Below are 22103 nucleotides of genomic sequence, written 5' to 3'. Positions count from 1 at the left end.
GCTTTTTAGATACAGGAACTGGAAATGCAAAACTACGGAATTGCGCACGTGTGGGCGCAAGGCGATTTCGTGACGCGCGGCATCGCGCTCGCACTCGTCATCATGTCGGTGCTTTCGTGGACGGTGATCGTCGTGAAGGCGTGGAACGTCGTGCGTCTGAAGCGTCTGACGAAGAACGCCGAGCAGGCGTTCTGGCACTCCGACGACTTCAACGACGGCATTCAGAAGCTCGGCGGCCAGTCGTCGAGCCCTGCCGACAACCCGTTCCTCGCGCTCGCGCTCGCCGGTCAGGAAGCGGCCGAGCATCACACTCAGACGCAGCCGCATCTGCATGACCGCATGGACGTGTCGGACTGGATCACGCGCTGCCTGAAAGACGTGATGGACGAAAGCGTCGGCCGCATGCAGGCTGGTCTTGCCGTGCTCGCGTCCATCGGCAGCACGGCGCCGTTCGTCGGCCTCTTCGGCACGGTGTGGGGCATCTATCATGCGCTCCTGACCATCGGCGCGACGGGTCAGACGTCGATCGATCAAGTGGCGGGCCCGGTCGGCGAATCGCTCATCATGACCGCCTTCGGCCTTTTCGTCGCGATTCCGGCGGTGCTCGGCTACAACGCGCTGACCCGCGCGAACAAGAGCATCGTGACCAAGCTGAACCGTTTCGCGCACGGCCTGCACGCATTCTTCGTGACGGGCGCGAAGCTCTCGTCGCGAAAGCCCGCCGCGAACGGGCAAGCCGACAGCTTGCGTCTCGCGACGCGCGCCAGCTAAGCGGAGGTTCGCATGGCCATGAGCCCATTCGCCGGCGACGAAGACGACGGCATGATGAGCGAGATCAACATGACGCCGCTCGTCGACGTCATGCTGGTTCTGCTGATCATTTTCCTGGTGACGATTCCGGCGATGCATCACGCGGTGAAGATCGACCTGCCGCACGCGAGCAGCCAGCCGCAGGACGAGAAGCCCGCGCACGTGAACGTCGCGATTCAGGCCGACGGCTCGATTCTCTGGGACGACCAGAAAATCGACGACGCGACGCTCAACGCGCGCATCGCGCAGGCGTCGCAGCAGACGCCGCAGCCGGAACTGCACTTGCGTGCGGATCGCAAGGTGGCGTACGAGCGTGTCGCCGATCTCATGTCGGCGGCGCAGGCGGGCGGCTTGACGAAGATCGGTTTCGTCACCGAGCCGAAGGGCGGCAAATAAATCCGCGCGTCGCTTCGCAAGCAACAAAGTAAAAGGCCTTCATCGCCAGATGAAGGCCTTTTTATTGCGCACTCAGCGCATTCGGGCGAGGCAATTACTTGGGGCTCGAATAATCCGAACCCGCTGAATCGCCGCATGCAGCAGCCGTGTTCGACACGGACAGCGCGATCAGCCCTATCAGGCTAACTATCAGAGTAGCCGTCAGTTTTCGCATAAGAAGCTCCTTAGCGAAAGGAGCCCCAATATAACGCCGACGATTTCGCGGGACAAGATTTGCGGCGATTGAATCTGTCCATCGCAAGCGCGCGGCCGAATGTCATAGACGATGCAGCGCGCCCGATCGATCAAACCGTTTCGCGTTCCGGCCGCTCGATGACAGGACATTCTCCGGGAAAGCGCTTGCCGTCTTCGATCGACTCCACGAGAAAATCGACGAACGCGCGAACTGCAGGCACCATGCCCTGCCGCGACAGAAACACCGCGTAGAGTTGCGGCGTCGGGAACGTCCAGCCCGGCATCACCGGCGACAGCTGGCCGCTGCGCAACGGCGCGCCGTACATCATCTCGGGCAACGCCGCGATGCCGACGCCGCGCATCACGGCCTCGCGGATCATCGAGAGATCGGCGGTGACGAGCCGCGGCTCGTGCTCGTATTCGTGGCGCGTGCCGTCGGGCGCGATCAGGCGATACACGTGCCGCCCGTCCGACGACGGCATGTCGAGCGTGTCGTATTGCGCGAGATCGGCGACGGTCATCGGCGGCGCATTGGGCTTCAAGAGCGACGGCGCGGCGACCAGCATCTGCTGCGTGCGCCACAGCGGCCGCGCGACGACGTTCGAGCTGGCGGGCGCCTCGGACCGCACGCGCAGCGCGACATCGATCGCGTCTTCGAACAGATCCACCACGCGGTTCGTCACGCGCAGCACGACGCGCACTTCGGGATAGCGATGCATGAATTCCGGCATCACGGACGCAAGAAACGTCTGCGCGATGGTCACCGGCACGCTCACGCGCACCGTGCCGCGCGGCGAATCGCGCAGGCTTTGCACGACGTTCACGGCCGCCTGCGCCTCGGCGAGCATCGCCTGGCAATGCTGGTAGAAAAGCTGACCCGCCTCGGTGAGCGCGAGCTTGCGCGTGGAGCGCTGCAACAGCCGCACCCCGAGCGACGCCTCCAGCTCAGACACGCGCCGCGACAGCCGCGACTTCGAAATCCCGAGCACGCGTTCGGCGGCGGAGAACCCGCCGTGCTCGACCACGTGCGAGAAGTACATCAGATCATTGAGGTCGTGCGAATCGGCTTTCATGTTTCGTGCGTCGCTCTTTGTCGTCGGCGGGATGGTTCGTTGCCCGTTTGTTTATCGCAGCGGGACAATGCATTGCACTCGGGCGTCTTTTACCGGCAAATACGGGCCATATAATAGCCTCATCGTTTCAAATTTAGCGCTATTCCCCTAATGGCGACGCGAGGCAAGGACATCATGAGCCGCACCATTTCGAGCATCATTCCCGCGATCCGGACCGTCGAAGGCGGCGGATTCGTCGTGCATCGCCCGTTTCCGACGCGCCTCCTGATGGACTTCGATCCGTTCCTGCTCCTCGACGAGATGGGTCCTGTCGACTATGCGCCCGGCGAGGCCAAAGGCGCGCCCGACCATCCGCACCGAGGCTTCGAAACCGTCACGTACATGCTCGAAGGCGAGTTCGGCCACAAGGACTCCGCCGGACACGCGGGCACGCTGCGCCCGGGCGACGTGCAATGGATGACGGCCGGCGCGGGCGTCCTGCATAGCGAGATGCCGGGTGAAGAATTCGCGCGGCGCGGGGGACGCGTCCACGGCCTGCAGCTGTGGGTGAACCTGCCGCAGCGCGACAAGATGATCGCGCCGCACTATCAGGAGATTCCGTCGGCGCAAATTCCCGTCGCCACGAGCGATGACGGCAAGGTGCGCGTGAAGGTCATCGCGGGCGAGGCGCTCGGCGTGAAGGCCGCAATCGACACGCGCACGCCGATTCTCTATCAGCACTTCTCGCTGCAGCCGGGCGCGAAGATCGAGCATCGCGTGCCGCGCGACTTCCGCGTGTTCGCCTACGGATTGTCGGGCACCGCGCTGCACGGTCCGCAGGCTCAGCCGGTGCGCGCGCAACAGATGGTCATCTTCAAGGACGATGCCGATACCATCACGCTCGCCGCCGGCGACGAGCCCGTCGAAGTGCTGCTGTTCGGCGGCGTGCCGCTGAAGGAGCCGGTCGTGCGCTACGGCCCGTTCGTGATGAACACGGAAGACGAGATCCGTCAGGCCGTCGCTGATTATCAAGCTGGCCGGATGGGCGCGATCACGCACTGATCGTCCACTGATGCAACTGCGCAAAGCGGCGCGGCACGAACGAGCACATTGCGTCACAATGGCCGTTCGTCCCGCGCCGCTTTCGCGCGTCCGCTCACTCTTTTACGGAAAAAGCGCATGTCCGTTCCTGTCGTGACCGCCAGCATCGGCGAGACTGATTTTCGAACCCGTCTCGACGACGGCACGCACACCTGGTTCGCCGACGAACCCGCGAGCCTCGGCGGCGCCGACTCCGCGCCGCAACCCGCCGCGCTGCTGCTGGCGAGCCTGGGCGCATGCACGTCGATCACGCTGCGCATGTACGCGAAACGCAAGGGCTGGGCGCTGGAATCGGTGAACGTCGAGTTGTCGATGAAGAGCACGGCGGAAGGCACGATCATCGATCGCCGAATTGCCGTGGCGGGCTCGCTTGACGGCGAGCAGCGGGAACGGCTCTTGCAAATTGCCAATGCGTGTCCGATGCACAAAGTGCTGTCCGGTGCGATACGCATCGACTCCGGGCTCGCAGACGCCTGAAGCGGCGCGCATCGGAACCACGAACGTCCAAGGAAACGTCGTCTTGAATTTTGAACACCTTATCCAGATCAACGATCCGCACAACCCGCTCGTCGCGTCGCTCACGCGCGAACAGTTGTGGGAAGGGCTCGTGCTGCGCGCCGAACAGCCGCAACTTTTCGTGCTGGGCCTCGACAGCTGCGCCATCCTTTCGCGCGACGGCGACGTGATGGAGCGCGAGTTGCACTACGGCCAGGCCGTCGTGCGCGATCGCGTGACGCTCTTCCCCAACGACAGCGTCCGCTACGACATTCTGCCGACCGCCGAACACGTCGGCGGCTCGCTGACGATGGCGATCGAGCAGCCCGACGCGCTCCAGCTTTTCCTGCGCTTCACGTACCGCACCACGCTGCCGGAAAACGACAACGCGACGCAGGACGAGCGGCAGACGCACGAGATCGTGAAGTCGGCGTATCGCGAATCGGATATCGATACGGTGCGCCTGATCCGCCAATACGCGCACGGGCGCACGGGTGAAAGTCCGCTGCACTGAAGGCATCAAGCGCGGCTATCGGAAGTCGCGCTTTCATCGGAAAGTCTTGGTTGCGAATAGGAATGGTTATCATTTACTATAGATCCATCGAATCAACGAACGCACTTTCCGACCGACATGACCGACACGCTGCGATCCTCCACGCTCAGGCTGCGCCGCCCGGCTGTCCGCGATGCGGCCATCACCCGCCCGAAGGCCGCCACGCCTGCCGCGGCCGCCACGGTCCAGACGAACGGCGAGCGGACGCTTCGCAGCGATACGCTGCTGCAAGGCCGCAGCCATATCGCCATCGTGCATAACGGGGAGACCTATCAGTTGCGCGCAACCCGTCTGGGCAAGCTCATCCTGACGAAGTAGCCAGAAAGAACAGCAGTACGTACCGGGTATTGTGGGGACCACCTCGCCAAGAGGTGTTTGGCCTTAGCCAGCGAGGACGACTTGCACGCAAGAATTTAGACCCCTTCGTGCAAACACCAGCCAGTCGTCGATAGCCAGCGAAGCCGCTTTTTTTGGTTCCCGCGCGATGCGATGCGCGCGTATGCGCACCATCATCTCGATAGCAAAACGGCACGCCTCCATCGCGAAGGCGTGCCGTTGTTTTGAAGCGCGTCAGACGCTTCTAGACGTTCTCGATTCCCAGCGCCGCGATGCCCGCGCGCGCGATCTGCGCATCCTGGTCCGACTTCACGCCCGACACCCCCACCGCCCCGACCATCTCCGCGCCCACGAGAATGGGCACGCCGCCTTCGAGCATGGCGTTCATCGGCGCCGACAGGAACGCGGTGCGCCCCTGCTTGATCGTGTCTTCGTACGCCTTCGTCTCGCGCCGACCGAGCGCGGCGGTGCGCGCCTTGCCGATGGCCATGTCGACGGTGCTCGCGCCCGCCCCTTCCAGGCGGTGCAGATGCAGCAGATGCGCGCCGTCATCGACGATAGCGATCGTCACGTTCCATTGATGGCCCTTCGCGAACGCCTCGGCGGCGGCGGCCATTGCCTTGACGTCATCGTCGGTCAATACGGGTTTCGTTCTCATTTGGCTCGCTCGCGGTCCGGTTAGCGGGAAAAGCCCCAGAACATCAGGTACCACGCGCTGTCCGCAACGGCCAGCGCTGCCACAAACCATAGCATCGAGAGCGCGCGAGGGCCAAGATTCGTCGCATAGCGGCCGGTCACGCGCCACGCAAGCCATGCGCTCCACACGTTCGCGCCGGCCAGCAGCCCCAGGCGCAAGCCCGTGACCCATCCGAGCGGCACGTGTTCGGCGCGCAGCAGCGAAACCGTCGTCGCGGAAAGGCCGAGGAACACGCCGACGCCCGCAATGGGAATCAGCGCGAGCGCCAGATGATGCAGCCGCTTCGTGTCCCACGCGCCGAGCATGCCCGCGCCCGCCGCGAGCAGCGCAAGGAGCGCCGTGCCGTACACGAGCCCCGTCGCGATGATGTAGCCGATTACCATCGTGCCGTCGAGCCACGAGAAGACGTCGTTCTGCTCCGGATAATGCGTGAAGAGGAACCACGGCGCGGTGGCGTCGAGCGGCCACAGGATATCGTGATCGATCAGCCAGCCCGCGAAAATCTGCTTCAGATCGACGAACCACGTGCTCACGGTCCAGTGGAACGCGCCGATTGCGACGCCGAGCAGACCGTACAGAATGAGCGCGGTGTCCCACGGATTCGCCGCCTTGTCGCCGAGATTCACGACTTCCTCGGCGGGGGAGCGCCACGACAGCGCGATGGCATCACGGTGGCCGCTGCATCGTCCGCACATATGGCAGTCGGACGCGCCCTTCATGTTGCGCAGCGGCACGAGCGGCGCGCAGTTGATCGGAATCACGCGATGCCCGTGCTCGCCCTTGGTGTACGAGCGCCGCCAGGCGTCCTCGTTGACCTTGTAGTGGAACGGCGCGAGGCGCGCGAGCAGCGAGAACACGCCGTTCACCGGGCACAGGTACTTGCACCACACGCGCTTCTCGCGGCCATACAGCGCGCCGATGATCATCGCCGCGACCGTCGATCCGCCGAGCACGAGCAGCACGGCCTTCGGATATTGATAGACGCTGACCATCTGGCCGTAGATCGTGGTGAGGCCGAACGCGACGAACGGCCAGCCGCCCCAGCGCATCCAGTGCGGAATCGCGCGGCCGCGACCGAAGCGGCTCGCGAACTCGGTCAGCGCGCCTTCGGGACATAGCACGCCGCACCAGACGCGGCCGAGCATCACCATCGACAGCAGCACGAACGGCCACCAGATGCCCCAGAACACGAACTGCGCGGCGAGCGTCAGGTTGTTCCAGAGATGCGCGGAGCCATCGGGCAGCGGCATCACGGCGGGAACGAGGATCAGAAATGCATACACGGCAACCACGACCCACTGAATTGCGCGGATCGTGCTGCCATGACGTTGCATCCATTGGCCGGCTTGCTGAAGCCGGCTCGGGGCTTGCACACCTTGTTGCATCATGGAGCTCATGCTGGGCGGCTGGCCGCCTTCTGTTTTTGCGCCATCTGGTTATTGGAGCGGCGCATCAGCAGATAGATGACGATCCAGTACACCGCATAAGCGACGAGATTCATGCCGGCCGGATGCGCGCGATAGCCGGTGAGCGCCGCGACGAGCGAGCCGAACGTGCTGGAATCGTCGAGCAGCGCGGACGTGTTCCACACCTGATTGACGATGACCGGCAGCACTTCCATGTCGATCAGCTTGTCGACGCCCGTTTCGAAGAGACCCGCCGCGAGGAAAAGCAGCATGATTTCGGTGACGCGGAAGAACGAGCGCCACGAAAAGAACTTGCCGCCGAGCTGAAGCACGTAGAACGTCAGCAGCGCGAGTCCGAAGCCGATGATGATCGCCGCATATTGCGACGCCGGCACGTGCCCCGACTGCCCGAAGCCGACGCCGTAGAGGAACACCGCCGTTTCGCTGCCCTCACGCGCGATGGCGAGCGCGACGAGCACCGCGATGCCCCACCAGTGCCCGTCCTGCGTGCTCTTCTGGAGCGAGGTTTCCATGTCGCGTTTGAGCGTGCGGCCGTGCCGTTTCATCCACAGCACCATCTGCACGATCAGCACGCAGGCGATCAGCACCATCGCGGTCTGGAAGTAATCCTGCGCGTTGCCCGACAGCACTTCGGTGAACCCGATGAGCGCCGCACCCAGCGCGATCGCCGCCACTAGCCCGGCGGCGACGCCGAACCACAGGTAAGGGAGGCCGCGCCGCGCCTGATGGTCGCCGTTTTTCAGCCACGCATGCAGGATGCCGACGACCAGCAGCGCCTCGACGCTTTCCCGCCAAACGATGAAAAGGACCTGCCCCATTACCGAACCTCCCGCAGTTCTGCTTCACTTCGGCCGCGCGGAGCAGTCCCGCGCGCCCGGCACATCACTTCGCAACGATGACGCCTTGCGCCGTCTGATGAAAATCGTCGAAGAACTTGTACTCGCCCGGATCGAGCGGCGCGATGACGACGAACGAATCCGCGCCGGGAGCCAGCACCTTTTCCTTGCGCAATTGCACGCTTTCGAATTCCGCTGCGCCCTTGCCGACGTTATGCACCTCGATCTTGATGCGCTGTCCCGCCGGCACTTCGATGCGCGCCGGATTGAGCTTGCCGTCGTTCATTTCGAGCTTGAACGTCGGCAGATCGGCGGCCTGCGCACTGCCGAAGCATGCGCCGAATGCGAACGCCGCGAGCGCAATCAACTGCCTTCTTGATTTCATGGGTACTTCCTGAATGAACGCGCCCGGCAACGCGACTGCCGGGCGCGCGAATCATGCGCGCGGGCGCTTGATGCTCAATACCCGCCCTTCTTGCCGATGCCCGCGAACGGGAAGTCGTATTCGATCGTGAACGGCTTGAACCACGGACCGACGCCCGTTTCCTTGTCGGTGTGACGGCCGAACGCCATGTGGCCCGTTTCCGACGGCGGCGAGACATGCAGCTTCAGGTGATACTTGCCCGGCCCGAAGAGCTTGACGTTGTCGCCGTAGTGCGGGCCGTCGCTTGCGACCATCGGCATCAGGTCGCCCTTGACGGACTGCGTCGTGCCCACTTTGTTCAGTTCGTACGTGACGTTCAGGTACGGCATCCAGTCGCCTTCGGCGAAACCGTTCGGATTGTTCTTGACCGCGTGAATGTCCGCTTCCAGATGGATGTCCGAATCCGACGCCTTGCGCATCATGCCTTCCGGCGCCATCGTGATCGGCTGCAGATAGACGGCGCCGGTTTCCATGCCGCCTTCGATATGCTGCTTTCCGATCGGATATTCGGCAGCGGAAGCCGCCATCATCGCCGTGAGGCCAGCGGCGGCGACAAGGCCGCGCATCAACGTAGAACCCATCAGATACTCCTTGTTTTTATGGATCGGCTCGCGGCGCAGTGCTGCCGCGCGGCCACGCTACAGGACAGCCCGGCCGAAACGGCGCTTCTCGCCGCGCAGGTCGGGACAACCTCCCGCCGAGACGATTCGCACCGGTACGCGACGTCCACTCGCACGGTCATCGCGAACGTTAATACGAACCATTCTCAATTTTCGCCAGTTTAGCATCGTTCGATGAGCACAACAATTTGACGGAGCTTACAACCTAGACGCAGTAAGGCTTTTCGGGCGCCGGACGACGCGCGGCATCGCGATCAAGAAAGCGGCGGATCGCCTGTCCGCCGCCTGTAGCCGCTTGTCCGCACTTACTTCCCGCCGACGCCGCTCACGTGATCGCCCACGTTCGCGCCGAAGACGCGCTGGCGCAGGAGCGCCAATTGGTCGCGGGTTTGCGCGGCCTTCTCGAATTCCAGATTCTTGGCGTGATCCATCATCTGCTTTTCGAGCCGCTTGATTTCCTTCGCGAGCTGCTTCTCGGTCATGTCCTCGAACTTCGCGCGCGCCTGCGCTTCCTTGAGCTCGGCGCGCGCGTCGTCGGCGCTGTAGACGCCGTCGATGATGTCCTTGATGCGCTTCTCGACCCCGCGCGGCGTGATGCCCATCTTTTCGTTATGCGCGATCTGCTTGGCGCGCCGCCGCTCGGTTTCGCCGATGGCGCGAGTCATCGAGTCGGTCATGTTGTCGGCGTAGAGAATCGCCTTGCCGTTCACGTTCCGCGCCGCCCGGCCGATGGTCTGGATCAGCGAGCGCTCGGCGCGCAGGAAGCCTTCCTTGTCGGCGTCGAGAATCGCGACGAGCGACACTTCCGGAATATCCAGCCCCTCGCGCAGCAGGTTGATGCCGACGAGCACATCGAACGTACCGAGCCGCAAGTCGCGGATGATTTCCACGCGCTCCACCGTGTCGATGTCGCTATGCAGATAGCGCACCTTCACGCCGTGATCGGCGAGGAATTCGGTCAGCTGCTCGGCCATGCGCTTGGTGAGCACGGTGACGAGCACGCGCTCGCCTGCCGCGACGCGCGCATTGATTTCCGAGAGCACGTCGTCCACCTGCGAGCGCGCGGGCCGCACTTCGATTTCCGGATCGACCAGACCGGTCGGACGCACGAGCTGCTCGGCCACCTGCCCCGCTTTCGCTTTTTCGTAATCGGCGGGCGTCGCGGAAACGAAGATCGCCTGGCGCATCTTGCGCTCGAACTCGTTGAACTTGAGCGGCCGGTTGTCGAGCGCGGACGGCATGCGGAAGCCGTAATCGACGAGATTTTCCTTGCGCGCGCGGTCGCCGTTGTACATGCCGTTCAACTGGCCGATCAAAACGTGCGATTCATCGAGCAGCATGAGCGCGTCGGGCGGCAGATAGTCCACGAGCGTCGGCGGCGGCTCGCCGGGCGCCGCGCCCGAGAAGTGCCGTGAGTAATTCTCGATGCCCTTGCAGAATCCGAGTTCCTGCAGCATTTCCAGGTCGAAGCGCGTGCGCTGCTCGAGCCGCTGCGCTTCGACGAGCTTGCCGTCGCGATGAAAAAATTCGAGCCGATCGCGCAGTTCTTCCTTGATCGTCTCGATGGCGCGCATGACCGTGTCGCGCGGCGTCACGTAATGCGACGACGGATACACGGTGAAGCGCGGAATCTTGTTGCGCACGCGGCCGGTGAGCGGATCGAAGAGCTGCATCGCTTCGATCTCGTCGTCGAACAATTCCACGCGCACGGCCATTTCGGCGTGTTCCGCCGGAAAAATGTCGATGGTGTCGCCGCGCACGCGGAACGTGCCGCGCTGGAAATCGGCTTCGTTGCGCGTGTACTGCATCGCGATCAGGCGCGCGATGACGTCGCGCTGGCCGAGCTTGTCGCCCGTGCGCAGCGTGAGAATCATCTTGTGATACTCGGACGGATTGCCGATACCGTAGATCGCCGACACGGTCGCCACGATCACCACGTCGCGCCGCTCCAGCAGGCTCTTGGTGGCCGAAAGCCGCATCTGTTCGATGTGCTCGTTGATCGACGAATCCTTCTCGATGAAAAGATCGCGCTGCGGCACGTACGCTTCTGGCTGGTAATAGTCGTAGTACGAGACGAAATACTCGACGGCATTGCGCGGAAAGAACTCGCGGAATTCGGCGTAGAGCTGCGCGGCGAGCGTCTTGTTCGGCGCGAACACGATCGCCGGGCGGCCGAGCCGCGCGATGACGTTCGCCATGGTGAACGTCTTGCCCGAGCCGGTGACGCCGAGCAGCGTCTGGAACGAGAGGCCGTCTTCCACGCCTTCGACGAGCGTGGCGATCGCGCCGGGCTGGTCGCCGGCGGGCGGATAAGGCTGATAGAGCTGAAACGGCGAGCCGTCGAACGTGACGAACTTCGACTCGTCCAGAGCGTCGGGCGCTTCGATGAGGGTATCGGACATGGGAACGAGAGTCTTCGCCAGGGCAAACATCCATTTTAACGGCTGCCGCGGAACTGCCGCAGCGCCCGGACGGTGGGCGGAATGGGGCGGCATCCGGAAGTTCTCCGCATGCCGCGCGTCGTTTCCAGCACATTGGGCTCCCGCTCGATATCTCAAGCGCGGCGCGGCGGCATGTGTCGATCTTCCGCGACGATACCGGTAAAAAGCACGCGGATTCGCGTCAGCCACCGACGAAACATCGGCGGGATTCGTTACAATGATCGACTGCGCTCACCGGCAAGACGGCGTTCGAAACGCCTCTTTCATGCCGATGACGCCCGCGCGCCGAGCCAGCTTTCCGGCCATCGAGGCGCGACGCGGTCGAGAAGCTCCGCCGTCCGCACTCCTGCCGCATGTCCTTTCCTCACTGCCGATAGACCATGTCTCTTTTCTCTGCCGTCGAACTCGCCCCCCGCGACCCGATTCTGGGCCTCAACGAAGCCTTCAACGCCGATCCGCGCCCGACCAAGGTCAATCTGGGCGTCGGCGTGTACACCAACGAAGAAGGCAAGATTCCGCTGCTGCGCGCCGTGCGCGAAGCCGAGAAAGCCCGCGTCGACGCCGCGCTGCCGCGCGGCTATCTGCCGATCGAGGGCATCGCCGCTTATGACGCCGCCGTGCAAACGCTGCTGCTCGGCAAGGATTCGCCGCTGATCGCCGCGGGCCGCGTCGTCACCGCGCAGGCGCTGGGCGGCACCGGCGCGCTGAAGATCGGCGCGGATTTCCTGAAGCGCGTGAACCCGAACGCGAAGGTCGCGATCAGCGATCCGAGCTGGGAAAACCATCGCGCGCTTTTCGAAGGCGCGGGCTTCGAAGTCGTCAACTATCCGTACTACGACGCCGCCACGCACGGCGTGAACTTCGAGGGCATGCTCGCCGCGCTGAACGGCTATGCGCCGGGCACGATCGTCGTGCTGCACGCGTGCTGCCATAACCCCACGGGCGTCGACCTGACGGAGGCGCAATGGCGCCAGGTCGTCGAAGTCGTGAAGGCGCGCAACCTCGTGCCGTTCCTCGACATCGCGTATCAGGGTTTCGGCGAAAGCATCGACGCCGATGCCGCCGCCGTGCGCCTTTTCGCCGCGTCCGATCTGAACGTGTTCGTGTCGTCGTCGTTCTCGAAGTCGTTCTCGCTGTACGGCGAGCGCGTCGGCGCGCTGTCCATCATCACGGCCGCGAAGGAAGAATCGGCGCGCGTGCTGTCGCAACTGAAGCGCGTGATCCGCACGAACTACTCGAACCCGCCGACGCACGGCGGCTCGGTCGTCGCGGCGGTGCTGGCGTCGCCCGAATTGCGCGCGACGTGGGAGCAGGAACTCGGCGAAATGCGCGACCGTATCCGCGCGATGCGCAACGGCCTCGTGCAGCGTCTGAAGGCGGCGGGCGTCGATCGCGATTTCTCGTTCGTCGATGCGCAGCGCGGCATGTTCTCCTACTCCGGGCTGACCGCCGCGCAAGTAGATCGTCTGCGTGAAGAGTTCGGCATCTACGCCGTGAGCACGGGCCGCATCTGCGTGGCCGCGCTGAATACGCGCAATCTGGATGTCGTCGCCAACGCGGTCGCCAGCGTGCTGCGTTAAGCTTCGTTCGCTGCAAACAGAAATGGCGTCCTTCGCGTGGAAGGACGCCATTTTTTGTGCTCGATGCAAGCGCCGCCTCGGCGGCAGGCGCGCGCTTTCGTCAGAGCGTGCGCGGCGCGGGATGCGCGACAGGCGCTGTCGCGTCGTCGGAATCGACGAGACCGTATGAGATCGCGCGCGCCAGTTCCGCGCTCACGCTTCCGACGTCCACTTGCTGACGGCGAAGCGCCGCCGATTCGCGCTCTTCCGCATGCATGCAGAAGGTCAGCACGGCGATTAACAGGATGGCGAGAGGCCAGTAAGTCGATATTGTCTTTTTCATGGGACTGCCTTCAGTTCGATGCCGTTGCAGGCGCGCTCGCCCACTTGTCGACGTTTGGATGGTACGCAATCGGCCGTTACTGAAAAAGTCGTCGAACAGGGAAGGTTCGTTGCGTTAATGGCAACAAGCAAGTTCTCGGCCTGTCTCGCTGCCTGACGAAACCCCGCGTCACGCCGTCATAAAGGCTTACAAAGTTGTTGGGGACAATGTCCCTGCGCCGGTGTCTTAATGCTTATACGCACAACCCATAATTCAACGGTCATGAAAGTCGCTGGTTTAGTGATGGTTTCCTCGGCGCTGCTGCTCGGCGGATGCGCGGCCTATCCCGATGGTCCGATGTATGGCGGCGGTTACCCCGCTACGTACGACGATCCGGGCTACGCCGCCTACCCGGCCTATCCTGCTTACTACGGCGGGCCGGTCGTGCAGCCGGGCGTCGTCATCAATGGCGGGTATTACTCGGGACCACGCCGTTATTGGGACGACAGCCCTGGATATCGCCGCCCGCCGCCTGGCGGCTGGAACAATCGGCCGCACGGCGAGCCGGGCCACGGCGGCCAGGCAGGTGGCCCACCGCAACACGGCGGCCCGCCCCCGCAAGCAGGCGGCGGCGCGCCGATGCCTCAGGCGGTCGGCGGCGTGCGGCCGCATCCGCCGCAAGCGCAGCCGCAAGGTCAACCGCAGCAGGCTCCAGCGCGAGGCGGTGGTGGCGGTGGCGGTGCCAGCAATCACGGCGGCAACGACCGCGGCTTTCTCGGGCGGACCGGCGGCTGATCGCCGACAGGCCGCTGCAATGAAGACAGGCCGCGCCGGATCACACGATCCGGCGCGGCCTTTCCTTTGGGCGAGGCGTTTTCATCCGATATGCGACTGCTGCGCCTTGTATAACTCGCGGAACGTGCGGCCGACGGGCGCGGGCATATCGCGCGTGGCGGTCCATCCGGCGCCAAACGGCAGTCGCGAAATCGCCTTTCGCTTGCCGCCGATGCGCTCCATGACCCGCACGGCCAGTTTCGTGAAGAGCGCATACGCGGTCGGGCGCATCGCCAGATAACCCCACGCGGCGAGCGCCGCACGTTCCGTCCACGGACGCAGACGCCGCTCCATCTGCTTCTCGCGCAGCTTGCGCAGCAAGTCGGAGAGCGGAATGCCCACGGGACACACGCTATTGCACTCGCCGCAGAGCGTGGCGGCTTGCGGCAGGTCGAGCGCCTTCTCGATGCCGACATAAGCCGGCGTCAGCACGGAACCCATCGGGCCGGGATACACCCAGCCATACGCGTGTCCGCCGATCTTCTGATACACCGGGCAGTGATTCATGCACGCGCCGCAGCGAATGCAGCGCAGCATTTCCTGGAACTCGCCGCCGATGAGCCCGGTGCGCCCGCCATCGACGAGGACGAAATACATGTGCTCCGGACCGTCCGTCTCGCCCGGCGCGCGCGGACCCGTGAGCAGCGAGAAATAGTTCGAGATGGTCTGCCCGGTCGCCGAACGCGGCAAGAGGCGCATGGCGGTGGCGAGATCTTCGAGCGTCGGCAGCACTTTCTCGATGCCCGTCACGGCCACATGGACGCGCGGCATCACCGTGCACATGCCTTCGTTGCCCTCGTTCGTGACGACGGCCACCGACCCCGTCTCCGCGATCAGAAAGTTGCCGCCCGTCACGCCCATGTCCGCCGACATGAAATGCGGCCGCAACACTTCGCGCGCCTCGCGCGTCATCGCGGGGATGTCGGTCAGGCGCGGCTTGCCGTGCGTCTTCGCGAAGAGGTCGGCGATCTGCTCCTTGTCCTTGTGAACGACGGGCGCGATGATGTGGCTCGGCGGTTCGTTATCGTTGATCTGCAGGATGTATTCGCCGAGGTCCGTCTCGATGGACTGCACGCCCATCTCGCCGAGCACGCGGTTCAGCTGCATCTCTTCCGATACCATCGACTTGGTCTTGATGACCTTCTTCACGCCGTGTTCGCGCGCAATCTCCGCGACGAGCCGCGCCGCGTCCTGCGTCGATTCCGCGTACAGCACGGTGGCCCCGCGCCGCGTCGCTTCGCGCTCGAAGGTTTCGAGCCACACGTCGAGATTGTCGAGCGCGCGATTGCGGCGTTCCTTGAGCGCGGCGCGCGTCGCTTCGAAGTCGATGTCGCGCACGGCGGTTGCGCGCGCGCTCACGAACTTGGTCGAGAGTTTGGTGAGGTTCTGCTGCAGCCGTTCGTCGGCGAGCTTGCTGCCGGCTCGCGCCTTGAAGTGCATCGTCTGGACTTGCATGTGCGCCCTCTTATGATGCGTTGCGCTGCGCGTCGCCGGCGAGCACTTGCGCGATATGCAGCACGCGCGTCGCGGTATCGCCCGTGCGGCGCAGCCGCCCTTCGATGTTCAGCATGCAGCCGAGATCGCCCAGCACCACCGCTTGCGCCCCGCTCGCCTTGATGTTCGCGCATTTCTCATCGACGATCGCCGTCGAGATATCACCGTACTTCACCGCGAACGTGCCACCGAAACCGCAGCAATGCTCGCAGCCGGCCATCTCCGTCACCGGCACGCCGGCTTGCGCGAGCAGCTCGCGCGGCTGCGTCTTCACGCCGAGCTCGCGCAGGCCGGAACAGGAATCGTGATACGTCACCATGCCGTCGAAAACGCCCGGCTCCATGCGCGCCTTCGCCACGTTGACGAGAAAATCGGTCAGCTCGAACACAAGCGGTTGCAGCCGCGCGAAGCGGTTCATCAGTTCGGGATCGTCGCGAAAAAGATCGCCGTAATGCGCGCGAATCATGCCGCCGCACGAGCCGGACGGCACGACCACATAATCGAACTGCTCGAATTCGCGCAGCGTCTTCTCGGCGAGATCGCGCGCCAGCCGCCGATCACCCGAGTTGTACGCCGGCTGGCCGCAGCACGTCTGCGCGGGCGGCACGGTCACTTCGAAGCCGGCGCGCTCGATCAGCTTGATGACCGAGAAGCCGATTTCCGGGCGCATCATGTCGATCAGACACGTGACGAATAAACCGACTCGCATGAGGGCGTTCCTTTGTTGTTCGTGTATTGCAGGGCACGTCGATTATCCGCGAAAGCGCGGCGGCTTCGAACGCCATCGACTTTTCTTTTCACATTATGAGATACAATCGATATTCCGCTGTTTGACGCATCAACCGATTTTTCACGATGAGCGATACGAACCCGGACTCCAAGACATCCATTCAGGTGATCGAACGCATGATGAGCCTGCTCGACGCGCTCGCCGATCACACCGATCCCGTCAGCCTGAAGGAACTCTCGCATAGCACTGGCCTGCATCCGTCCACCGCGCACCGCATCCTGAACGACATGGTGCTCTGCCGGCTCGTGGACCGGTCCGATCCGGGCACATACCGGCTCGGGATGCGCCTGCTCGAACTCGGCAATCTGGTGAAGGCGCGCCTTTCGGTGCGCGAAGCCGCGATGCCGCCGATGCGCGAGCTGCATCGGCAGACGGGACAGACGGTGAACCTCTCGGTGCGCCAGGGCGACGAGATCGTGTACATCGAGCGCGCGTATTCGGAGCGATCCGGCATGCAGGTCGTGCGGGCGATCGGCGGACGCGCGCCGCTGCATCTCACGTCGGTCGGCAAGCTCTTTCTCGCCGCCGACGAAGCCGCCCGCGTGCGCGCCTACGCGATGCGCACCGGCTTGTCGGGGCACACGCAGAACAGCATCACGGATCTGGCGAAGCTCGAACGCGAGCTGTCGTTCGTGCGCCAGCAATCGTGCGCGCGCGACAACGAGGAACTGGAACTCGGCGTGCGCTGCATCGCGGCAGGCATCTACGACGACACCGGTCGGCTCGTCGCGGGGCTGTCGCTTTCCGCGCCGGCGGATCGTCTGCAGGACGCGTGGCTCAAGCAGTTGAGCCATACCGCGCTCGAAATATCGCGATCGCTCGGCTATCACCCGGAACTGTCCGCGCAAGGACAGCGAGAAGCTCAACGAGAAGCCCAGCGCTGAAGCGCCGCTCGCGCTTGAATGAAAAAGCCGGATGCGTCTCGCGACGCATCCGGCTTTCTTTTCGGCTAAAGCTTTCCGGAAATCCGCTCAGGGATTCGCGCCGCCGCCCATGTCCGCACTCATGATGCGCGGCTCGCCGAGCGTATCGAGATACGAGCGCAGGCGGCCTGCATCGGCGAAACGCGAGTACTTGCCGTAGGAATCCAGCAGCACGATGATGACCGGCCGGCCATGCACGTTCGCCTGCATCACGAGGCATTCGCCCGCCTCGTTGATGAACCCGGTCTTCTGCAAGCCGATATCCCACGACGCATTGCGTACCAGCGCATTCGTGCTGTTGTACGCAAGCGTGCGCTTGCCGGTGAAGACTTCGTAGCTGCGATCCGTCGAGAACTTGCGGATCAGCGGATATTGATACGCCGCGTTGACCATCTTCACGAGATCGCGCGCGCTCGATACGTTCAGGCTCGTGAGGCCGGTGGAATTCTCGAAGTGCGTGTCGGTCATGCCGAGCGCCTTCGCCTTCGCGTTCATCGCGGCGATGAACGCCGGACGCCCGCCCGGGTAGTAGCGCGACAACGCCGCCGCCGCACGGTTTTCCGACGCCATCAGCGCGATATGCAGCATGTCTTCGCGATTCAGCACCGATCCCACCGCGAGCCGCGAGCCCGTGTACTTCTCGTAGTCGCGGTCTTCGTCCGTCACCGTCATTTCTTCGGTGAGCGGCAAGTGCGCGTCGAGCGTGACCATTGCCGTCATCAGCTTGGTGATGGACGCGATCGGCACCACGGCGCGCGAGTTCTTGTCGAAGAGCGTCTCGGACGTGCCCTGATCGACGACGTAGGCGACGCTCGAACGCAACGCGAGGCTGTCGGGCGTGTCATGCAGGCCGAACGCCTGTCCGACCGACGTCGCGCGCGGCTGATACGCCACCGAATGCACTGCGGCGCGGCGCGCACGCGGGTCCATCCGATAGTTCACGCGATGCTTGCGCGATGCCTTGGGCGCGTCGTCGTCCTCATTGGCGGCCGCGACCTTGGCTGCGCGCGCACCTTTAGCCGCCTTCGCCACGCGGGCGGGCTTGGCGGTCTTGCTTTCGGCGGCCGGTTTGGCGGTGTGTTTGACGGTTTTGCTGCTGGTGGTTTTGGCGAGGGCTTCAGCCGGAGCCACTGCGAAGGATGTCGCGACGGCGAGCGAAACGGCGATCGACAATGCGGAGCGCAATGCCACGCCATGCACCACCTTCAGCGACGAAAACATTTCGGTTTTCATTAGTGTTCTATAGGGCGGCTGGAGAGTACCGCCAAGTGTAGTGAAGCTGCGAAATTTAAGCAATATTAAGCACTTATCGACGCACGTTAAACCGATTTGTAAGCGGCGATTGCTTGATTCTGAAACATTGCGCGCATTGATCGGAAAAAACGATCGGGCCCCGCGCAACCGGTTCTGCGAAAAACACGCTTTCGACTTCGTCGCCTACGCGTTATCGGCAAAACTTTCTCGAACTTGAGAGGTAACTTTAAGAACGACGCTGCCGGGCTTTGCTGGCTTGACCAATAACCTATTACCCGTCGACGTGCTGTGAGAAGCGTTGAGTCGTCAGCCGAAATGTTAACGGTTCTTTGACAATTTGGTGTACGGCATCGTCCGAAAAGTAAGACGATCACGCGAATTTTCCTATCACCATTCGCCGTCCGCTTCCTCTGGGCTGCGAGCCACGCCGGTGCACGCCGCGCACGCTGCTTGTTTCCTCACACCATCAGCGCTTACTTAACATATTGTTTGGCAAGGGTTTTCCACTATTTGTGCAATGCACAAAAACCGCTTGACATCGATAAGAATATCTCTAAAATGGGTTCCATGTTGCGACGCACCAATCGGAGCTGCACCATCTGGCAGCAAGCTGCTGCACCCACCAAACCACGACCCGCATCGATGGGTCGGCTATCAGGAGCCTGAGATGACGTTGTTGACCCCCGAGCAAATCGCCGCTGCGCAAAAAGCCAACTTCGACACGCTGTTCGGTCTGACGAACAAGGCGTTCGAAGGCATCGAAAAGCTGGTCGAACTGAATCTGCAAGTCGTGAAGTCGACGCTTGCCGAAAGCCAGGAAAACACGCAACGCGCGCTGTCCGTCAAGGACGCGCAGGAACTCCTCGCGCTGCAAGCCAGCCTGTCCCAGCCGGTCGCGGAAAAGGTGCTGTCGTACGGCCGTCACCTGTATGAAATCGCATCGGCTACGCAAGCCGAATTCGCCCGCGTCGCTGAAGCGCAATACGAAGAGCAGAACCGCAAGGTTCAAACGCTCGTCGACAACGTCGCGAAGAATGCGCCCGCCGGTTCGGAAACGGCCGTCGCCGTGATGAAGTCGGCCATCACCGCCGCCAACACGACGTACGAAACGGTTCATAAGGCAACGAAGCAAGCCGTCGAAATCGCGGAAAGCAACTTCAACGCCGCCGCCACGGCCGCGACGAAGGCTGCCACGCAAGCGACCGAGCAAGCTGCCCGCACCGCTTCGGTCTCGGCCAAGCGCACCGTCGCCTAAGTCTTCGCCGGCGTCCTTTGGACGCTGCATGCGATGGATGAAGCAAGAAACCCGGCTCCGGCCGGGTTTTTCGTTTATCGCGAGAAAATGAGTTGAAAAAAAGGCGCGTCCCCTTTCGGGAACGCGCCTTTTGCGCATACGGGCGCCGCGATTACTTCTTGCGCTGCGGCGGCAGATCCGTACACACGCCTTCGTACAACTCGGCGGCCATGCCGACCGATTCGCCGAGCGTCGGGTGCGGGTGAATCGTCTTGCCGATATCCGTCGCGTCCGCGCCCATCTCGATCGCGAGGCACACTTCGCTGATCAGATCGCCCGCATTCAAGCCGACGATCCCGCCGCCGATCACGCGATGCGTCTCTTCGTCGAAGATCAGCTTCGTGAAGCCTTCGTCGCGGCCATTGGCGATCGCGCGGCCCGACGCGGCCCACGGGAACACCGCTTTGCCGTACTTGACGCCTTCGGCCTTGCACTGCTCCTCGGTCTTGCCGGCCCACGCCACTTCCGGATCGGTGTAAGCCACCGACGGAATCTGCAACGCGTCGAAATACGCCTTCTCGCCGTGTGCCGCTTCCGCCGCGACGTGGCCTTCGTGCACAGCCTTGTGCGCGAGCATCGGCTGGCCGACGAGATCGCCGATCGCGAAAATGTGCGGCACGTTGGTGCGCATCTGCTTGTCGACGTTGATGAAGCCGCGATCCGTCACCGCGACGCCCGCCTTGTCCGCGCCGATCTTTCCGCCGTTCGGGCTGCGGCCGACCGCCAGCAGCACGAGGTCGTAGCGTTGCGGCTCGGCCGGCGCCTTCTCGCCTTCGAACGTGACGTAGATGCCGTCGTCCTTCGCTTCGGCCTTCGTGGTCTTCGTCTTGAGCATGACGTTGGCGAAGCGCTTGGCGTTGAATTTCTCCCAGACCTTCACGAGATCGCGGTCCGCGCCGACCATCAGGCCATCGAGCATTTCGACGACATCGATTTCCGCACCGAGCGTCGAATACACGGTCGCCATTTCCAGCCCGATGATGCCGCCGCCCACCACCAGCATGCGCTTGGGCAACTGACGCAATTCGAGCGCGCCGGTCGAATCGACGACGCGCGGATCGTCCGGGAAGAACGGCAGCTTCACCGACTGCGAGCCCGCCGCGATGATCGCCTGCTTGAACTTCACGACCTTCTTGCCGCCCTCGCCCTGCACTTCCATGTGATGCGGATCGACGAACGTGCCGACGCCCGTCACCACTTGCACCTTGCGCGCCTTCGCCATGCCCGCGAGACCGCCGGTCAGCTTCTTGACGACGCCTTCCTTGAAGCCGCGCAGCTTGTCGAGATCGATCTTCGGCTCGCCGAAGCTGATGCCGTGCGCAGCCAGTTCCTTCGTTTCGTCCATCACGAGCGCGGTATGCAGCAGCGCCTTCGACGGAATGCAGCCGACGTTCAGACACACGCCGCCGAGCGTCGAATAACGTTCGACGAGCACGGTGTTCATGCCGAGGTCGGCGGAACGGAACGCAGCGGAATAACCGCCGGGGCCCGCGCCGAGCACGAGCATGTCGCATTCGACATCCGCGCTGCCCGAGTAGCTGCCCGCCTGCGGCGCGGGCGCGGCGCTCGCCTTTTCCGCCGGCTGCGGCTGCGCGGCGGCCGGTTTCGTCGGCGTTTGCGTCGTGCCGCCGCCCTGCGCTTCGAGCGTCAGGATCAGCGTGCCTTCCGACACGTTGTCGCCGACCTTGATCTTCACTTCCTTGACCGTGCCCGCGGCGGGCGACGGCACGTCCATCGTCGCCTTGTCGGATTCGAGCGTGACGAGCGATTGCTCCTTCTCGACGGTATCGCCCGGCTTCACGTGGACTTCGATGACCGGAATGTCCTTGAAGTCGCCGATATCCGGCACCTTCACGTCTTGCGCTGCGCCGCCCGAAGCAGCAGCCGGCGCAGGCGCAGCGGCGGGTGCCGGTGCAGGCGAAGGAGCGGCTGCGGCGCCTTCGGTTTCGATCATCGCGATGACCGAGCCCTGGCTGACCTTGTCGCCCTGCTTGACCTTCACTTCCTTGATGGTGCCAGCGACATCGGCGGGCACTTCCATCGTCGCCTTGTCGGTTTCGAGCGTGATGACGCCCTGTTCCTTTTCGATGACGTCGCCGGGCTTGATATTGACTTCGATGACATCGACATCGGAGAAGTCGCCGATATCGGGTACTTTTAGTTCGACGAGACTCATGTTGTCCCCTAAGAGATGTGCGGATGGAACCTCAT

At 63.5% G+C, this 22103-nt stretch carries 22 protein-coding genes; 10 read left to right on the top strand and 12 right to left on the bottom strand.

Annotation, left to right across the window (positions count from 1 at the left end; all coding sequences use genetic code 11):
• Positions 1–24: 24 nt before the first annotated feature.
• Together AWB72_RS06020 and AWB72_RS06015 are read left to right on the top strand one after the other, a co-directional pair.
• Positions 25–771: a MotA/TolQ/ExbB proton channel family protein gene (locus AWB72_RS06020; protein WP_040048771.1), complete on the top strand. Its 747-nt coding sequence runs from the start codon at positions 25–27 to the stop codon at positions 769–771.
• Between the two features lie 12 nt (positions 772–783).
• Complete coding sequence (locus tag AWB72_RS06015; RefSeq protein WP_040048772.1) at positions 784–1206, top strand: ExbD/TolR family protein; 423 nt, start codon at positions 784–786, stop codon at positions 1204–1206.
• A gap of 344 nt (positions 1207–1550) precedes the next feature.
• On the opposite strand, the gene AWB72_RS06010 is transcribed toward AWB72_RS06015, so the two are convergent.
• A complete protein-coding gene (locus AWB72_RS06010) occupies positions 1551–2513 on the bottom strand; it encodes a LysR family transcriptional regulator (protein ID WP_040048773.1) in 963 nt (320 codons plus the stop codon).
• A gap of 174 nt (positions 2514–2687) precedes the next feature.
• Between AWB72_RS06010 and AWB72_RS06005 the strand changes: the two genes are divergently transcribed.
• The 4 genes from AWB72_RS06005 (at position 2688) to hemP (ending at position 4959) form a co-directional block, all read left to right on the top strand.
• Positions 2688–3554: a pirin family protein gene (locus AWB72_RS06005; protein ID WP_040048909.1), complete on the top strand. Its 867-nt coding sequence runs from the start codon at positions 2688–2690 to the stop codon at positions 3552–3554.
• Positions 3555–3671: 117 nt separating this feature from the next.
• Positions 3672–4070 (top strand): OsmC family protein, encoded by a 399-nt coding sequence (locus AWB72_RS06000; RefSeq protein ID WP_040048774.1) that lies wholly within the window; start codon positions 3672–3674, stop codon positions 4068–4070.
• Positions 4071–4113: 43 nt separating this feature from the next.
• A complete protein-coding gene (locus AWB72_RS05995) occupies positions 4114–4602 on the top strand; it encodes an SRPBCC family protein (protein WP_040048910.1) in 489 nt (162 codons plus the stop codon).
• A 117-nt stretch (positions 4603–4719) separates the two neighbouring features.
• The gene (gene hemP, locus AWB72_RS05990) at positions 4720–4959 is read left to right on the top strand and encodes a hemin uptake protein HemP (protein ID WP_040048775.1); all 240 of its coding nucleotides are present in this window, start codon (positions 4720–4722) and stop codon (positions 4957–4959) included.
• 262 nt (positions 4960–5221) lie between these two features.
• Here the strand turns inward: hemP and AWB72_RS05985 are convergent, their stop codons facing one another.
• From AWB72_RS05985 to uvrB, 6 genes are all read right to left on the bottom strand, one after another.
• Complete coding sequence (locus AWB72_RS05985; protein ID WP_040048776.1) at positions 5222–5635, bottom strand: GlcG/HbpS family heme-binding protein; 414 nt, start codon at positions 5633–5635, stop codon at positions 5222–5224.
• A gap of 20 nt (positions 5636–5655) precedes the next feature.
• Positions 5656–7059, bottom strand: coding sequence for a 4Fe-4S binding protein (locus AWB72_RS05980; RefSeq protein WP_374728863.1), 1404 nt, complete (start codon positions 7057–7059; stop codon positions 5656–5658).
• Positions 7060–7067: 8 nt separating this feature from the next.
• On the bottom strand, positions 7068–7919 hold the full coding sequence (locus tag AWB72_RS05975) for an FTR1 family iron permease (RefSeq protein ID WP_040048778.1): 852 nt from the start codon (positions 7917–7919) through the stop codon (positions 7068–7070).
• A gap of 64 nt (positions 7920–7983) precedes the next feature.
• Positions 7984–8322: a cupredoxin domain-containing protein gene (locus tag AWB72_RS05970; RefSeq protein ID WP_040048911.1), complete on the bottom strand. Its 339-nt coding sequence runs from the start codon at positions 8320–8322 to the stop codon at positions 7984–7986.
• Positions 8323–8396: 74 nt separating this feature from the next.
• On the bottom strand, positions 8397–8942 hold the full coding sequence (locus tag AWB72_RS05965) for an iron transporter (RefSeq protein WP_040048779.1): 546 nt from the start codon (positions 8940–8942) through the stop codon (positions 8397–8399).
• Between the two features lie 344 nt (positions 8943–9286).
• Positions 9287–11383 carry an excinuclease ABC subunit UvrB gene (gene uvrB, locus AWB72_RS05960; RefSeq protein ID WP_040048780.1) on the bottom strand — a complete coding sequence of 699 codons (2097 nt, stop codon included), beginning with the start codon at positions 11381–11383 and terminating at the stop codon, positions 9287–9289.
• Positions 11384–11802: 419 nt separating this feature from the next.
• On the opposite strand from uvrB, the gene AWB72_RS05955 reads away from it, so the two are divergent.
• Positions 11803–13002, top strand: a complete 1200-nt coding sequence (locus tag AWB72_RS05955) for an amino acid aminotransferase (protein ID WP_040048781.1) — start codon at positions 11803–11805, stop codon at positions 13000–13002.
• Positions 13003–13102: 100 nt separating this feature from the next.
• On the opposite strand, the gene AWB72_RS05950 is transcribed toward AWB72_RS05955, so the two are convergent.
• On the bottom strand, positions 13103–13324 hold the full coding sequence (locus AWB72_RS05950; protein WP_040048782.1) for a hypothetical protein: 222 nt from the start codon (positions 13322–13324) through the stop codon (positions 13103–13105).
• Positions 13325–13585: 261 nt separating this feature from the next.
• Between AWB72_RS05950 and AWB72_RS05945 the strand changes: the two genes are divergently transcribed.
• Positions 13586–14098: a hypothetical protein gene (locus tag AWB72_RS05945; protein ID WP_040048783.1), complete on the top strand. Its 513-nt coding sequence runs from the start codon at positions 13586–13588 to the stop codon at positions 14096–14098.
• Positions 14099–14179: 81 nt separating this feature from the next.
• Here AWB72_RS05945 and AWB72_RS05940 read toward each other — a convergent pair whose 3' ends face one another.
• Both AWB72_RS05940 and AWB72_RS05935 read right to left on the bottom strand, forming a co-directional pair.
• Positions 14180–15592, bottom strand: coding sequence for a lactate utilization protein B (locus tag AWB72_RS05940; protein WP_040048784.1), 1413 nt, complete (start codon positions 15590–15592; stop codon positions 14180–14182).
• A gap of 10 nt (positions 15593–15602) precedes the next feature.
• On the bottom strand, positions 15603–16340 hold the full coding sequence (locus AWB72_RS05935; RefSeq protein ID WP_040048785.1) for a (Fe-S)-binding protein: 738 nt from the start codon (positions 16338–16340) through the stop codon (positions 15603–15605).
• Positions 16341–16486: 146 nt separating this feature from the next.
• On the opposite strand from AWB72_RS05935, the gene AWB72_RS05930 reads away from it, so the two are divergent.
• The gene (locus tag AWB72_RS05930) at positions 16487–17305 is read left to right on the top strand and encodes an IclR family transcriptional regulator (protein ID WP_040048786.1); all 819 of its coding nucleotides are present in this window, start codon (positions 16487–16489) and stop codon (positions 17303–17305) included.
• A gap of 87 nt (positions 17306–17392) precedes the next feature.
• On the opposite strand, the gene pbpG is transcribed toward AWB72_RS05930, so the two are convergent.
• Positions 17393–18577, bottom strand: coding sequence for a D-alanyl-D-alanine endopeptidase (gene pbpG, locus AWB72_RS05925; RefSeq protein WP_040048787.1), 1185 nt, complete (start codon positions 18575–18577; stop codon positions 17393–17395).
• Between the two features lie 688 nt (positions 18578–19265).
• Here pbpG and AWB72_RS05920 point away from each other — a divergent pair.
• Entirely contained in the window at positions 19266–19853 is a 588-nt protein-coding gene (locus tag AWB72_RS05920) for a phasin family protein (protein ID WP_040048788.1), read from the top strand.
• Between the two features lie 151 nt (positions 19854–20004).
• On the opposite strand, the gene lpdA is transcribed toward AWB72_RS05920, so the two are convergent.
• Positions 20005–22068, bottom strand: a complete 2064-nt coding sequence (gene lpdA / locus AWB72_RS05915; protein WP_084592722.1) for a dihydrolipoyl dehydrogenase — start codon at positions 22066–22068, stop codon at positions 20005–20007.
• Between the last annotated feature and the right edge of the window lie 35 nt (positions 22069–22103).

Source organism: Caballeronia concitans, from assembly GCF_001544615.1.
Classification (GTDB): Bacteria; Pseudomonadota; Gammaproteobacteria; order Burkholderiales; family Burkholderiaceae; genus Caballeronia; species Caballeronia concitans.
Note: the sequence above shows the minus strand (reverse complement) of the source record. Positions and strands in the feature narration are given on the sequence as shown.